This is a genomic window from Microcoleus sp. Pol12A5, from assembly GCF_036701435.1.
Lineage (GTDB): Bacteria > Cyanobacteriota > Cyanobacteriia > Cyanobacteriales > Microcoleaceae > Microcoleus.
In genome coordinates this window covers 24,594-39,512 of record NZ_JAUBQU010000004.1, presented here as the reverse complement: position 1 = coordinate 39,512, position 14,919 = coordinate 24,594, and the positions used below count along the sequence as shown (strand labels likewise).

Here is a 14,919-nt window from a genome sequence, read left to right as displayed (position 1 = left end):
TTTTTGTTCTTCCTGCAGATTTCCATTTGTTCTTGAGCGCACTCTTCCTGCTCTTGTTCCTTTTGCTTGTATAATTCTATTTGTTCGCATCGCGCTGACGTTCCTTCTCTTCCTGTTCCCGTTTCAATTCCACCTATTCTATTTCACCCCTCCCACGAATTGTGGATATTGTCTGCTAGAACAAATCTTGATGGGCAAGCAGGTAGTTTAAGTATTTTTAACTTAGATTTGATATTTCCGCGATCGCAAACTCAGGAACTTCGGCAAAAACACAAGTTGCCGCCTTCAATGGAAAAACTTTGGATTTTAGGATAACTTTCGATATAATAATTTTCCGCATTAATATCAACAGTATTGCTGTATCCTCGCAACTACGGCAATTCTTTAGCACAATCAAATACTTGGCTTCGGATTTCAACTAACAATCGCTTTAACTTCGCGAGTTAAGTTTCTCGATTTGGTTCCGCTTATATTTGAGTGAATTATGGCAGCTTTCTTTCTAATTAGCTGGCTATTTGCTGGTCTCGGCGATCGACCTTTCCATACCAAAAAGGGGCTCGCCTGCGCGTTGAGAAAAAGACATAAAGTGCGATCGACCTTTCCCGACCAAAAATGCGATCGCACTCACACTCTCAACCAAATATCGCCCCTCTCATTCGACTCATGGCGATCGCCCCATCACCCATAATTTTAATTAACATCCTGTCCCTCCCTTAAGCAGGGCTGGGGGGGACAGGATTAAAGGGGAAACGAGACCTAAAGCGATCGATAAACGCGATAGTTAATTTCAGGGAAAATATTATCAATCTCCTCAACCTTCTCCAACCAACCCGAATCAACTTTCCCTTCTTTCACTTCATCGTAAAGCTTGTGAAAGCGCATTAAGTGCGATCGAGTCCGCCGCACTGCATAGGGCACCATCGTTCCTGTACGCATGATAAATGCCCAGTCAGAAGATTGAGCTAGCAGCACTTCCCGCGCCGCCTGGTTCAAAGCCCGCCACTGCAATTCATCCGCAGGTTCCATGCTTCCCAACTCAATCATCCGTTCCGCAGCTTTGTGCAAGTGCGGGTAAATCCAAGCATTGGTATCGTTGAGCCAATATTCGTGGAAACCCCGGAAACCCCAGCTAGACTGAGACGGGCGGCACACTTGCTGAGTCGGATTTCCCCGCAAATAATCGGCTAAGTGCGTCATCTCGTAGGTATTTTGGTCGTACCAACTCTTGCGGAACAGGTAATCTAAGAACCAAGGCCCTTCGTACCACCAGTGACCGAAAAGTTCGGCGTCGTAAGGCGAAACAATAATCGGCGGACGCTGCATAATGCCGTTGAGGTGTTCGACTTGGCGTTCCCGGTTGAAAGCAAAGTTGCTGGCGTGTTCGGCTGCTTTTTCCCTTGCCCAGTAAGGATCGTACAACTGTTTATCGCCTAAACCCAATCCGCGACCGGTGATTTTGTGATATTTAATCCCGGTATTTTTCCGCTGGCCGTTGGGCATGATGTAGGGCTTAATGTAATCGTAGTCAGCTTCCCAGCCCAAATCTTTGTAGAATTCGCGGTATTCGGCCGCGCCTGGATAGCCGACTTCGGAAGACCAAACCTGCTGCGAGGATTCGTGATCTCGGCCGAAGGCTGCGACTCCGCATTCGGTGAAAATTGGGGCGTAGCTGCCGTAGCGGGGACGGGGGCGGGCGTAGAGGATGCCGTGACCGTCTGTGAGAAAGTAGCGGAGGCCTGCGTCGGCTAACATCCGTTCTAAGCCTTCATAGTAGGCGCATTCGGGCAGCCAAATGCCTTTTGGTCGGCGGCCGAAGTTTGCTTCGTAGTTGTCGCAAGCTACTTGAATTTGTGCCCAAACTGCTTCGGGGTACATTTTCATCAGCGGTAGGTAGCCGTGGGTGGCGCCGCAGGTGATGATTTCGAGGTTGTTGGTGTCTTGGTGTTCTTTGAAGGCTTTGACTAAATCTCGATCGTACTTTTCCCAAAAGTTGCGGACTTGAGAGAAATGGGCGGCGTAATGTTCTGCTAAATAGCGGAGGTGACCGTTTCCGCTGTTGTGTTCGATTTCGAGATCGGCTAATTCTTCGAGTTTAGCCAAGTGGTCGTCGAAGCGGTCTTGCAGCAAGGGGTCGCGCAGCATGGCAACCAAGGGCGGCGTCATGCTCATGGTAATTTTAAAGTCGATGCCGTCGCGCTTGAGCCCTTCAAAGACTTGCAGCAGGGGAATGTAGGTTTCTGCAATCGCCTCAAACAGCCATTCTTCTTCTAAAACGTAGTCGCTTTCGGGGTGGCGGACAAAAGGCAAGTGGGCGTGGAGAACGAGTGCGAGGTAGCCAATAGTCATAAAAAAATTCGGTAAGTGGGAAACGAGCGTGTCTTTAGACCTGAGACGGAAACGGCTAGGCGGTTTTAACCGCCGTGAATCTTTCCATTACACGGGGATTGCTAGATGGGAGTGTACTTTTGTAATGTACTTTCAGTGGGACAATTACCACATCCAAAGTCGCAACCGGCGATCGCATAATGTTCGCTCCTTTATGAGCCTCTATGAGAGGGGTAATGTTAGCTTGCGCCTTCGTTAACAGCCGGTACTATATCTAGGAAACTGATTTAACCCAATAAGTCTGTTTAATCCTAAATTTCGCTTGGCAAGGAACTAGCGAGAGCATTCCCTGGTAGGTCTTTAACTCTTACCGTTAACGTAGTACGCAGGTACGCCTCTGGTCAACTATGGTTTAAGTCTTAGGCCCGAAGCAAGAGTGTCTTGAGATCTGGGTCGTTGACAGTGATTTGGATGCCGTAGTTATTAACTGACGCCAGTTAGGCACAGCTTTAAAATATTTTAAGATTTTATGCTGAAACGGGACTCAGAAAATGCCGTGTTTTTTTAATGACCTTTCTCTAACAAACTAAATGTCAGCAAATTCTGATTTTCTGCTTGCTGTCGGATGAGGGCTGCTGCTGTTTGAGAGTCTACTGCCTTTGAGAAAAAGAATCCCTGGGCGTACTCACATTTTAACCCTTTGAGTATAGATAGTTGCGAGGCTTCTTCGACTCCTTCTGCTACTACATCCATGCCTAAATTGTGGGACAAAGTAACGATCGACCGCACAATTTCTGTGGGGTCAATCCCTCCTTTACTGAAATCGAACTCACCTCCCATCCTGCTAACAAAAGAGCGGTCTATTTTTAAGGTATTGGTGGGGAAGCGGTGCAGGTAGGAAAGCGATGAATAGCCGGTGCCAAAGTCGTCAATGCACAAGTGTATGTTTCGCGTTCTGAGCTGCACCAGCATTGCTGTTACTGATTCGGAATTTTCTATGAGTACGCTTTCGGTAATTTCTAGTTTTAAACTGCTGCCGTCGAGGTGAGTTTCTGCGAGAACTTGGTCGATGTATTCGATTAAATCTGGCTGAGAAAACTGTTTGACAGAAATGTTGACGCTAACGCTCAAGGGGGGGTTGCTGGGAAATACCTGCTGCCACTGGCGGATTTGGTGGCAAGCTGTGCGAAGTACCCAGCGGCCCAGGGGTACGATCAAGCCGGTTTCTTCGGCGATGGTGATGAATTCGCCGGGGGAAACTAAACCGCGTTCTGGATGCTGCCAGCGCACTAGGGCCTCAAAACTGGTAATTGTGTTAGTGGCGATCGACACGATCGGCTGGTAGTGAATAATAAACTGGGGCGCTGCGGATAAGGGAGGTAAGACTGATTCGGGGGATGGGGGAAATTCTTCTTCTTTGGCCGGCTCTCTAATTGATTCGATCGCCCGTCGCAAATCGTTTTCTAGCTGCAACAGTCGCAAAGCGTGGGCGTGCATGGAACTGTTGAAAACTTCGTGTCGGGCTCTGCCGAGTTCTTTGGCGCGGTACATTGCTGTGTCGGCGTCGCGCAGCAGGGTTGTCGGTTCCAGGTATTCGCCAGAACTCAAAGCTATGCCGATGCTGGCGGTGATAAATACTTCGTGTCCGTCTAGAAGGATAGGGGATGTAATTTTCTTTTGCAGGCGGTTGACAATGGTGGTAGCTTCATGGATGCCCTCGATGTCTTCTAGCAACAGCACGAACTCGTCTCCTCCGAGGCGCGCCACTGTATCTCCGGGCCTGAGACAAGCTTCCAGACGCCGCGCGATCGATACTAGCAGTTGATCGCCGATGGCGTGGCCGAGGGAATCGTTAACTACTTTAAATCTATCTAAATCGAGAAACAGTACGGCAAACAAGTAGTCTTTGCGCCGTTTTGCCAGCCTCAGAGCGTGTTCCAGCCGATCGGTAAATAGCGATCGGTTCGGCAATCCGGTGAGGGCGTCGTGGAAAGCATCGTGCAGCAGTTGTTCCTCGGCGAGTTTGCGCTGAGTGATGTCGTGACAGTTAATCACGATTCCCTCGACTGCGGGATCGTAGAGCAAGTTGGTGGCTACAGCTTCTACATAACACCAGGAACCGTTGCGGTGGCGGACTCGGTACTCAACTGGACACTGGCTTCTTTTGGGGTTTTTTATAGCTTTGTGGAGGGTTTCGGCGATCGCGGCGCAGTCGTCGGGGTGAACTATTTCTAAGGCGCTGCGCCCGATCGCCTGGTGGGGCGCGTATCCTAAAATTCGCTTGACGGAAGGGCTGATGTAGCGGAAGATTCCTTCGGCGTCGAGAATGATGGTGATGTCTGTGGCGTTTTCAATGAGCGAGCGAAATCGCTGTTCGCTTTGGCGCAGGGCTGACTCTGCTTGTTTGCGATCGCTGATGTCTAGGGCTACTCCATCTATAATTACGTCGCCGTTTTCGTTTTTGGAAAATTTAGCGCTGTCTTGCACCCACTTGACCTCCCCAGATCTCAGAACGATGCGGTACTGGCGATCGCACGGCAAAAGACTCGCTCTCGATGCTGCTACCCTGCTGTCACACGAACTTTTGTCCTCTGGATGGATGATTTCGGTCAAGAGTTCCGGGTGCGAAATCACTTCTTCGGCCCCGAACCCAGTAACTTCGCGCACGCCCGGACTGATGTAGGGCATGGACATTGTGCCATCTGGATGCAGCACGGTGCGGTAGACTGAGCCGGGAATGTTGGCTGCCATTGTGGCTAGCTGCTGCTGGATGCCGCAGACTGCTGCTTCGGCGCGCTTGCGTTCTGCAAGTTCGGTTTGGGCTTGTTGGTAGAGTTCGGCTTGGTGGATCGCGATCGCGCACTGATCGGCTATGGCTTTGAGTAGCGACAGTTCTTCCACGCTCCAAGAGCGCGCCCGATCGCACTGATAGAGGCTAATTCCTCCCAAAAATGACTGCTGGTAGAGCAGTGGCGCGATCGCAACGGAGCGAAACCCTACCAACCCTGCTGATTCTTGCAGGGACGGGCACAGGGTCGATAACTCGTCGATACTCAGGGTTTCCCCGGCCGCGAGTCCCGATCTGTAGTGCTCGGCCACTTTGCAATTTAGCCCGACAAACCCTTCTCTGTCTGATGCTTTACTGATGTAGCGAACTCTGATGCCGCCTTCAGCATCTGGCTGCAAGATGGCGCAGGCGCTGATGTCTAGAGCTTCGTGCAGTTGATCTGCGGTGGTTTGCAGCACTTCGTCGAGTACAAGGGTGAAGCGCATGGCTTGGAGGATGCGGTTGACGATCGCTTCTCGCTGAGCTTGCCGCTGAATTTGGGCGATCGCTTCTTGTTGTTGGCGCCGCATTTTGTATTCTTGGAGCGATCGTTCTAAGACTGTTGGCAACCTAAACAGCCGCCCTTTTAATACGTAATCAGTCATTCCAGCTTTGATGCACTCTACGGCAGCTTCTTCTCCCAAACTTCCCGTTATTAAAATCAATGGTATGTCGTGGTTCAATTCCTGCATTAATTTCAACACTTCTAAGCCGTTGAAGCCCGGCAGGCGGTAATCGGATAGTACAGCATCGTACTTGCAATTTTGGAGCAGTTTTCTGCACTCTGTTGCTGTTTCTGCTGTGTCGTAATTAAAATTTACTCCCCCCGCTTCTAATGCGAGTACTATTAATTCCATATCTTCGGCCATGTCTTCGATAATCAACAACTTTAATGTTGATTCCGCTACCAGTTTTAGTAGATAATTAGTCTGAGTTATATCTAACATAAGCTATGGGGGAGGTTTTAAATTGGTTATTCGTGTGGTTGCTAAATGTAATTTTTACGACTGAGTTTGGTTAATTTTATCTCAATATTTTTGGTTTTTAGCACAATCAATTATATTCTCTACTCTCAAGGCCTTTATTTACCACAGGGAGTCTAAGTCTGACTGAACCAATGGGGGAGCCTCCCTATTCTGTAAAAAGGTTTTTTTCGGAGTGCAAGTATCTTGCACAGCCAAGCCTATATCTTTCGCTTCCATCCCTCACAGTTAACACTCGTGTCAAACTAAAATTCTCATACTCTCACCGATTGTGACTTATTTAAGTGTATAAGAGTTTTAAATGTAGAATTTAAAACTCTTATACACTTAACTTACGAATCTATATTACGGTTTGAGATTGTTTGCCCTAGTTTAAAGTAAAACGTGGCTCCTTGACTAGGTAGGCTTTCGGCCCAAACCGTGCCGCCGTGGCGGTGAATAATCCGCTGGACGATCGCCAAACCTATGCCCGTACCTTCAAATTCTCTCTGGGAGTGCAGCCTCTGAAAGGCTCCAAACAGGCGATCGGCATATTCCATCGGAAAACCCACACCGTTATCCTTGATAAAAATCGTTCCATCAGGTAGACCCTCAATAACTATTCTAGCCGGAGTGCGTCCGCGGCTGAACTTGACGGCGTTGCTAATCAAGTTGCTGAACACCTGTTGCAGCAAGGTTGGATCTCCCATTACCGTCGGCAATTTTCCGACGGCAAATTCAACGCTGTGGGGAGTTTGGTTCGCATTTGCGACAGTTGGAGGTTTAGTCAATTTAATCGCATTTTGTACCAAACGGCTCAGATCGATCGGAATTTGTCTCAACTCGGTGCGAGTCACCCGCGACAGGGCGAGCAAACCGTCAATCAACAGGCTCATTTTTTGGCTGCTGTCTTCAATTACTTCCATATAGTGAACTATTTTGCGATCGCTCAAAGCCTCAGTTAATTCTAGCCGCTGCTTCAACGCTTCTATAAAACCTGAAATGTGTCGCAAAGGTGCGCGCAAATCGTGGGAGACGGAGTAAGAAAAAGATTCTAATTCTTGATTTGCAGCTTCTAATTGCTCTGTACGTTCTGACAAAGCTTGTTTTGTCTCTACCAACTCAGTGATATCGCGAGCAGTGCCAATTAAAGCATAAACTTCACCGTTGAGATTTCTCAGCGGAATTTTAAACGTGTCGAAGTAAGCATTGCCGCTCGCTCTCACAAATTTTTCCTGGAAGTGCAGAGTTTTGCCAGATTCAAATACCTGCAAATTTTCCCGGCGGAATCGTTCTGCGAGTTCGCTGGGATAGCACTCAAAAATGGTTTTGCCCTGCATCTGCTGCCTGCTGTCGAAGCCGGAAAATCCGGCAAGGGGATGGTTGACAAAAGAAAAGTGCATATGGTCCCGTTCTACAACATAAATGTAGTCGGGCAAAGCATCGAAAAAAGTCTCTAATTCTGCGGTACGCTGGGCGACTTGAGCTTCTAAAGTTTCGTTGAGTTCTTTGAGTGCAGCTTCTACTCGTTTGCGTTCGGTGATATCTTGACCAATGCCGATACAACTGCCGTCGGAAAGGTGAACATTAGCCCAAGAAGTGTCAATAATTCGCCCGTCTCTAACTTGTGTTTTGAAATCGCTCCACTTCTGAGTTGCTGCTTGGATTTCATCCAAAACATATTGACGGTATTCTGGCTGCGGATAAAATTCTGCTAAGATATCGCGGTTTTTGATTTCTGCCAAACTCCAGCCTAGCACTTGTTCCCAGTGGCGGTTTACCCAGTTTATTTGACCATTTTTGTCTAAGAAGGCGAGCATAATCGGCACGTTGTCGAAGATAGTTTGCAGCAGTTCTTTTTGCTGTTTTAATGATTCTTCGGCTTGTTTGCGATCGCTGATGTCGAGTACGGAACCAATAAGTTGTAAAATTTTTCCGTCTGGGGTTCTTTTGAAGATTGTAGAGCGATCGTGCACCCAGCGCCATTCCCCATTTTTGTGTTTGATTCTGTAGTCTCTGTCATCCGTTTCATAGGGATTCCTGCTGTGTTTTAGTCGCTCTATGCCTGTAATTAGCTTTAACACATCATCGGGATGAACTAAGTTAGCGAGAGCGTCGGTACCCAAATCTTGCAATTCTTGGGGAGTGTACCCCAGCATGGCTGTGATCGATTCATTTGCATAAATATTTTTGTTTTCTACTGCATCGTAAATGTAGAGAAAGTTAGGTATTGTTGTAACAATACTCTCTAAAAGTTGCTGATGTTTTTGCAGTTCTGATTCTGCCTGCTTGCGCTCGCTTAAGTCCAGCACAAAACTGACGCCTAACTGCTTCGTTCCTTCTAAAAATGTGCTGCCGAGCAGCACAGGAACGCGACTACCATCGGAGCGTATAAATTCTTTTTCAAAGGGAACAACAGTATTTCTAGCCTTCAGTTCGGCAACTTTTTCTGTATCTAAACGCACGTATTCTGGTGGTGTCATTTCTTGCCAGTTAACTCTTCCGGCAAGCAGCTCGTCCCGCGTATACTTTACCGTGTTTAAAAAAGCCGCATTGGCATCTGTAATGCTGCCGTTAAGATCCCAAAAAATTAAGCCGATCATATTAGAATCAACTATGGCTTTAAATTTGGATTCGCTCTGTCGTAACTGCGATTCGATTTGTTTGAGTTCTGTGATGTCGCGGGAGATGGATAAAACTGTTTCTACTGAATTGTCTTCAGCCAATTCGGGAATGACTCGACAGTGGTAATGTTTTATGCCATCGGGAGTGGGAAACTCAAATTCTATAGTTTCTGGTTTGCCGCTACCCAAAACTTTGATAAAAGCCTCATCCCACAGGCTGCACAAGTGCGGTGGCATCCCTGATTCTTGGTTGGTTTTGCCAATCAATTTGGCAGCGGGTTTTCCAATTGTTGATTCTACTGCTGGGTTGATGTACAGGATGCGTAATTTGCGATCGAACCGGGCGATAATATCTGTCGAATTTTCGGCGATGGCGCTGAAAGCTTGTTCGCGATGATGCTGTTCTTCTTGAGCGCGCTGGAACTCGGTTATGTCTCTGGCAAAAGAGAGAATTGAAACTACTCTTCCCGATTCATCAATGAGTGCATAATTGTACCATTCGCAGTAAATTACCGAGCCATCTTTGGTATAGTTGCGGTTGCGGCAAATGTTGCGGGTTTCTCTGCAGTCTAACAGTTGATTTGTGACGGCACACACTTCCTCGAAGTCTTCTTGATGAACTATTGACCATTCGTGCCAGTATTTGCCCATTACTTCTGCTGCACTCCAGCCAAATATTTGTTCTGCCCTTGGCGACCACCGCACTACCCGAAATTCTTTGTCCCACTCTACAACTGCCATTGGTGAGTTTTCTAGGTGAAATTCCCGTCGCGAGTTGGCTTTTTTTATTTGAGTCTGAAGTTGCTGCCGGAGTTGCTTCGCCCCGACTAAGCGGTCTCTGAGTTCCTGTGGGTTTGCTGAGCCGATGTTGGCAATGCGAGCAATGGTTTCTGCTGTTTGTTTTTCGAGTTCGTTCCAAGCGAGTTCGAGGGCTGATTCCGCCTGCTCTAGCTCAGTGATGCTGTTCTGAAACAGTGTGGCACTTTTAACTGGAATTTCAGGCATAGTTTTGACACTTAGGCAAGTGTTACTTTTAGAATTCAAAATTAAAGCTTAAAAGTTAAAAATATGTAATTTCCTGTTAAATTATACATTTTTAACTTTTAAGCTGTGCGTGGAGCAGATCGTTGGAGGCGGGCGGCGTTATTAAAAACTGCCAGTCAAAGAATTTGGGGTGCAGATCGATCGGCAATTGTGGTGGATCGGTCTAAAACTCTCTTGGGTAAGGGAAGGGTACGGGCAGGAGCTGGCCCTAAGTATATTTTTGCATAGAGTTGTTGTTTGGGGGCGATCAAAAGGAGATCGGCGTGGCTGCGGGCTTGGGTCGATCGCCAATCTGTCGCAGGGCGTTGCCTATGCAGATCCCCATTTGTCTCAACTAAACACGCTTTCTCAAAGTCTGGCAGGGGTTTAAACCTCCCGAACTAAGGGTTTGACGCGCTTGCTGACACCAATGAAAACCCCCCTAGCTACAAATAATCTCCAATCAGTTTGGTCAATAAAAAGCTAAAATAAAATCTAAAGTTATTCAGTCTTGTAGGTCGCTTATGACTGCTGCTGCACCAGTTAAAACTCAGTACGAAGCCATTATCGGTCTTGAAACTCATTGTCAATTGAGTACGAATACTAAAATTTTCTCCAGTTCTTCTACAGAATTTGGCAATGCTCCAAATACTAACATTGACCCAATTTGTATGGGAATGCCTGGAGTATTGCCAGTATTAAATCAAAAAGTTCTGGAGTATGCGGTGAAAGCAGGGCTGGCTCTCAACTGCGAAATCGCACCTTACAGTAAGTTTGACCGCAAGCAATATTTCTATCCCGATTTGCCGAAAAATTATCAAATTTCTCAGTTCGATTTGCCGATCGCTACTAACGGCTGGCTAGAAATTGAACTGGTGGATGAGACTGGAAATTCTACTAGAAAAAAAATTGGGATCACTCGCTTGCACATGGAGGAAGATGCCGGAAAATTGGTTCACGGCGGTAGCGATCGGTTGAGCGGTTCTACTTATTCAATGGTGGATTACAACCGTGCGGGTGTGCCTCTAATCGAAATAGTTTCGGAACCGGATTTGCGATCGGGCGCGGAAGCGGCCGAATACGGTCAAGAATTGCGCCGGATCGTGCGCTACATCGGTGTGGGCGACGGGAATATGCAGGAAGGTTCGCTGCGGTGCGACGTGAATATTTCGGTGCGCCCCGTTGGCAGAAAAGAGTTCGGCACGAAGGTGGAAATTAAAAATATGAACTCTTTTAATGCGATCGAACGGGCGATCGATTACGAGATCGAGCGGCAAATTCAAGCTGTGGAAAATGGCGAAACCATCGTCCAAGAAACCCGGCTTTGGGATGAAAACAAGCAGTGTACTTTCAGCATGCGGGTTAAGGAAGGCGCGAGCGATTACCGGTATTTCCCGGAACCGGATTTGCCTCCGATCAAAGTTTCGGCCGAGCAATTGCAGGATTGGCAAGCTCAACTGCCAGAATTGCCGGCCCAAAAGCGCAATCGCTACGAAACTGAGCTCGGTCTTTCTCCCTACGACGCGCGGGTGCTGACTGACGACAAAGCGGTGGCGGAGTATTTTGAAAAATCGATCGCCGCCGGTGCTGTGGCTAAACAAGCTGCGAATTGGGTGATGGGCGATATTACTGCTTATCTGAAAAATGAAAAACTGGCGATCGCAGAAATTCCTTTCCAACCGCAGGATTTAGCCGAACTGCTGGGGCTAATTGAGGCCGGTACGATCAGTGGCAAAATCGCTAAGGATATTTTGCCGGAGTTGCTGGCAAACGGTGGTTCGCCTCAGAAGTTCGTTGAGAGCAAGGGTTTGATTCAAATTTCGGATACTGGGGCGCTCGATCGAGCGATCGATGCGGTGTTGGCCGCCAATCCCAAGGAGCTCGAACAGTACCGAGCCGGTAAAACTAAGCTGCTGGGCTTTTTTGTCGGCAAGGTGATGAAGGAAACGGGCGGCCGGGCCGATCCCAAACTGACCAATGAGCTGCTGGCGGCGAAGCTTAACGGCCCAGCCTAAGCAGTTGTTAAGGGGGTCGTGTAGCGGATACAGCGGCGCGCGATCGGTTTTTCCGGAGCTCGCCGCGCGATCGCCCTTCTCGCGAGATCGTAACTTTATAATTAATCTACATTTCTTTACAACATCTTCACGTTTGGGGGTGACACCCCTCATCCTAATAGTGTTATATTGTGTTATGTAGATGCACCCTGATGGCAGAGAGAGTTACTTAGGTAGCTCTCTCTTTTTTTTGTCTTTTTTTTTGCACGGACGTGAAAATACGGATGGGAGAGGGGGATTGGCCATACCGATCCCCGATTACTGATTACCGATTAGCAATTACCGCTTTGAGTCGATTAATATCAACTTTAGTTATTAACTAATTTTGACATTATGAGCGAACAAGCTAGCGAGCTAATCAAGCAGGGGATTTCGCAATATCAGGCGCGTCAATTTGAGGCGGCGCTGGGTTCTTGGCAGGAAGCGCTGGCGCTGTATCGCTCAATGAACGATAAGCGACGATCGGGTGCGGCGCTGGGTAATATGGGCGTAGCTTACGAAGCGCTGGGAAATTATGTTCAGGCGATCGACTGCTACCAGCAGCATTTGGTGTTAGCGCGGGAAATTGGGGATCGCCGGGGCGAGGCAAATGCTTTGGGAAATCTGGGGAATGCTTGCTGTGCTCTGGAGGATTTTTCTAGTGCTATTGATTACCAGCAGCAGCGTTTGGCGATCGCACGTGACACTGGCGACGGGCGCTCTGAATTGGAAACTTTGGGCAATTTGGCGCTAGCTTACGATGCTAAGGGAGATTTGCCTGGTGCGATCGAATGTTATCAGGAGCAGTTGTCGATCGCGCGCGCCAGCAAGGACGATCGCGTTGAGCGCAATGCTCTCAAGAATTTGAAGCTTGCTTACAAGTATTTAGCAGATTACGAGAAGGCTAATCAGTACCGACAGGAGCAATTGGCGATCGTCCGGCAACTGTTTTTAACTGATAAAAATAATAGTTTTGTACAACTTGTAGAAACAGTTGGTTTGAATCCGGTTGAAGATTTTGCTGGGGCTAATTTAAGCGGTTTTGACTTGCATTACACTGATTTTAACGGTGCTGATTTGCGCGAAACCAACCTCCGAGGCGCAGATTTGACTTTGGCAGATCTCAGCGGTGCTTTGCTGAGCGCTGCTATTTTAATTGATGCTAATTTGTGCAATGCTAATTTGCGGGATGCTGAGCTCAGCAGCGCCAATTTGAGCGGTGCTGATTTGCGAACAAAGCTGCCCCGGGCGAATTTGAGCGGTGCAAATTTAACCGGCGCCAATTTGAGCAGTGCTTATTTACCGAATGCGATTTTAGTAAATGCAAATTTGACAAATACTGATTTCAAGAATGCTGATTTAAGCGGTGTTAATTTGAGTGGTGCGAATTTAAACGGTGCTGATTTGAGCCGCGCTGATTTGAAAAATACAGTGGTTAAAAATGCGAAATTTTCTGGTTGTGTGGGAATTTCCGAAGCCCTGAAGGTTGAATTGATGGCACGGGGCGGGATTTTTGAATAAAATTAATTGGAAAGGTTGGTAATTGTGGAGGGTAAGAAAAGCTATGACTGCCGTAACTGCAAAACGATTTTCGATCGCCGAATATCACCGTTTGGGAGAACTGGGTTTTTTTGAACCGGATGACAGAGTTGAATTGATTCGCGGAGAAATTATCATTATGGCTGCTAAAGGTACGTTTCACTCTGTTTGTAATTCGCTGCTGTTTGGAGAATTGTACGCGCTGCTGGGAAAAAGGGCGATCGTGCGCGGTCAAGAGCCGATTATTTTGACGGATGATAGCGAACCAGAGCCTGATGTTGTTATTGCCCGCAATCGTTCTGACAATTATTTATCTTCTCACCCGGAGCCTGCTGATATTTTGTTGGTAATTGAGGTTTCGGATTCTACTTTGAAGTACGATCGGAGAACGAAGTTGCCTCTCTATGCTGAAACAGGGATTCCTAATTATTGGATATTTAATTTGCGTGACAACCAACTGGAAATGCACAGCGAACCTTATCAGAAACAAAACGGGAGTTATAGTTATCAATTGCAACGGGTTGTTTTGCCAAATCAGACGGTGGTAATTCCGGGTTTTCCAGAGTTGTCTCTAGATTTGTCTTCGGTATTTCCGGCGCAGAGTGGTGACTAAACATTCAGGCTCGATAGCACATATTTTAACTCAGTAATTAAAGAGTGATCGAGCTTTTTTCGATGATATAATCTAAAAGTGCAAAGGAATGATATTATGTCCGGTCGATTACCCCTAATACGGTAGGGGCGGGTTCACGAAAAATATCTGCCAATAATTGACAATCTCAAAAACCCGCCCTTTTAATCGCTATCATCCAAAACATTTTGGTTTCTGACCCCTAATTTATTCGCGGGATAAATCTAAAATCTAAAATCTAAAATATAAAATCAGATGACTGCTCAAACTCTCTCCCCCCCGGAACAAATTGTCCAGCTATCGGGTATCAGTTGGCAAACTTACGAAACTTTGCTGGCTGAACTCAGTCAGCGGCGACTGCGACTGACATATAATCGTGGCAATCTTGAAATTATGGTACCTTCTCCAGAACACGAACGCTTCAAAGAAGTATTGGGTCGATTTGTTGAAACCTTAGCTGAAGAATTAGAGGTGAGAATTGAACCTCTTGGTTCTACCACATTCAAACGTCCTGAACTTAGCGGTGTAGAACCAGATAAATGTTTTTACATCCAGAATATTAGTGCCGTTAAAGGCAAAAAAAGAATCGACATGAATCAAGATCCGCCGCCGGATTTAGTGGTAGAAATTGATATTACCAGTCGTTCAGAAAATACCTTGCAGGTTTATGCGGCTCTGGGAGTGCCGGAAGTTTGGATTTATAATGGATCGCGACTCAGAATCAACAGATTAGAAAATGGAGAATACGTTGAGGGCGATATCAGTTTAGCATTTCCCAGCTTACCGATATTAGAGATTGTCAGATTTTTGGAACAAGCAGAAACAATAGATTATTTGGAATTAGTAAAAGCATTTCGGAATTGGGTAAAAAGCCAAATTAAGCCAAACCTATGAGTTGCGGATAAAATTAAACAAAATTTACAATTTTAACCTACTAAAAAAAACTCTGTTGTGA

The 14,919-nt window shown here is 46.9% G+C and carries 9 protein-coding genes; 6 read left to right on the top strand and 3 right to left on the bottom strand.

The genetic code is table 11. The features are described 5' to 3' along the window. The first annotated feature begins 168 nt into the window (after positions 1 to 168). Both QUA45_RS01850 and QUA45_RS01845 read left to right on the top strand, forming a co-directional pair. A complete protein-coding gene (locus tag QUA45_RS01850; protein ID WP_333096410.1) occupies positions 169 to 315 on the top strand; it encodes a hypothetical protein in 147 nt (48 codons plus the stop codon). Between the two features lie 169 nt (positions 316 to 484). Next, on the top strand, positions 485 to 688 hold the full coding sequence (locus tag QUA45_RS01845; RefSeq protein ID WP_333096412.1) for a hypothetical protein: 204 nt from the start codon (positions 485 to 487) through the stop codon (positions 686 to 688). A gap of 68 nt (positions 689 to 756) precedes the next feature. On the opposite strand, the gene QUA45_RS01840 is transcribed toward QUA45_RS01845, so the two are convergent. From QUA45_RS01840 to QUA45_RS01830, 3 genes are all read right to left on the bottom strand, one after another. Continuing rightward, positions 757 to 2,346, bottom strand: coding sequence for a glycoside hydrolase family 57 protein (locus tag QUA45_RS01840; protein ID WP_333036521.1), 1,590 nt, complete (start codon positions 2,344 to 2,346; stop codon positions 757 to 759). 543 nt (positions 2,347 to 2,889) lie between these two features. Further along, the gene (locus QUA45_RS01835) at positions 2,890 to 6,099 is read right to left on the bottom strand and encodes an EAL domain-containing protein (protein WP_333096414.1); all 3,210 of its coding nucleotides are present in this window, start codon (positions 6,097 to 6,099) and stop codon (positions 2,890 to 2,892) included. Positions 6,100 to 6,467: 368 nt separating this feature from the next. Beyond that, complete coding sequence (locus QUA45_RS01830) at positions 6,468 to 9,743, bottom strand: PAS domain S-box protein (protein ID WP_333096416.1); 3,276 nt, start codon at positions 9,741 to 9,743, stop codon at positions 6,468 to 6,470. A 542-nt stretch (positions 9,744 to 10,285) separates the two neighbouring features. On the opposite strand from QUA45_RS01830, the gene gatB reads away from it, so the two are divergent. From gatB to QUA45_RS01810, 4 genes are all read left to right on the top strand, one after another. Beyond that, the gene (gatB, locus tag QUA45_RS01825) at positions 10,286 to 11,776 is read left to right on the top strand and encodes an Asp-tRNA(Asn)/Glu-tRNA(Gln) amidotransferase subunit GatB (RefSeq protein WP_333219129.1); all 1,491 of its coding nucleotides are present in this window, start codon (positions 10,286 to 10,288) and stop codon (positions 11,774 to 11,776) included. 372 nt (positions 11,777 to 12,148) lie between these two features. Then, complete coding sequence (locus QUA45_RS01820) at positions 12,149 to 13,315, top strand: pentapeptide repeat-containing protein (RefSeq protein ID WP_333219128.1); 1,167 nt, start codon at positions 12,149 to 12,151, stop codon at positions 13,313 to 13,315. 43 nt (positions 13,316 to 13,358) lie between these two features. Further along, positions 13,359 to 13,946 (top strand): Uma2 family endonuclease, encoded by a 588-nt coding sequence (locus QUA45_RS01815; RefSeq protein ID WP_333219126.1) that lies wholly within the window; start codon positions 13,359 to 13,361, stop codon positions 13,944 to 13,946. 273 nt (positions 13,947 to 14,219) lie between these two features. Next, entirely contained in the window at positions 14,220 to 14,858 is a 639-nt protein-coding gene (locus QUA45_RS01810; protein ID WP_333096424.1) for a Uma2 family endonuclease, read from the top strand. Positions 14,859 to 14,919: the final 61 nt, after the last annotated feature.

What these genes read in the sequence shown, in the direction of transcription:
- QUA45_RS01845 (WP_333096412.1), top strand. Translation starts at nt 485, where the DNA reads ATGGCAGCTTTCTTTCTAATTAGCTGGCTATTTGCTGGTCTCGGCGAT.
- QUA45_RS01840 (WP_333036521.1), bottom strand. Translation starts at nt 2,346, where the DNA reads ATGACTATTGGCTACCTCGCACTCGTTCTCCACGCCCACTTGCCTTTT.
- QUA45_RS01835 (WP_333096414.1), bottom strand. Translation starts at nt 6,099, where the DNA reads ATGTTAGATATAACTCAGACTAATTATCTACTAAAACTGGTAGCGGAA.
- QUA45_RS01830 (WP_333096416.1), bottom strand. Translation starts at nt 9,743, where the DNA reads ATGCCTGAAATTCCAGTTAAAAGTGCCACACTGTTTCAGAACAGCATC.
- gatB (WP_333219129.1), top strand. Translation starts at nt 10,286, where the DNA reads ATGACTGCTGCTGCACCAGTTAAAACTCAGTACGAAGCCATTATCGGT.
- QUA45_RS01820 (WP_333219128.1), top strand. Translation starts at nt 12,149, where the DNA reads ATGAGCGAACAAGCTAGCGAGCTAATCAAGCAGGGGATTTCGCAATAT.
- QUA45_RS01815 (WP_333219126.1), top strand. Translation starts at nt 13,359, where the DNA reads ATGACTGCCGTAACTGCAAAACGATTTTCGATCGCCGAATATCACCGT.
- QUA45_RS01810 (WP_333096424.1), top strand. Translation starts at nt 14,220, where the DNA reads ATGACTGCTCAAACTCTCTCCCCCCCGGAACAAATTGTCCAGCTATCG.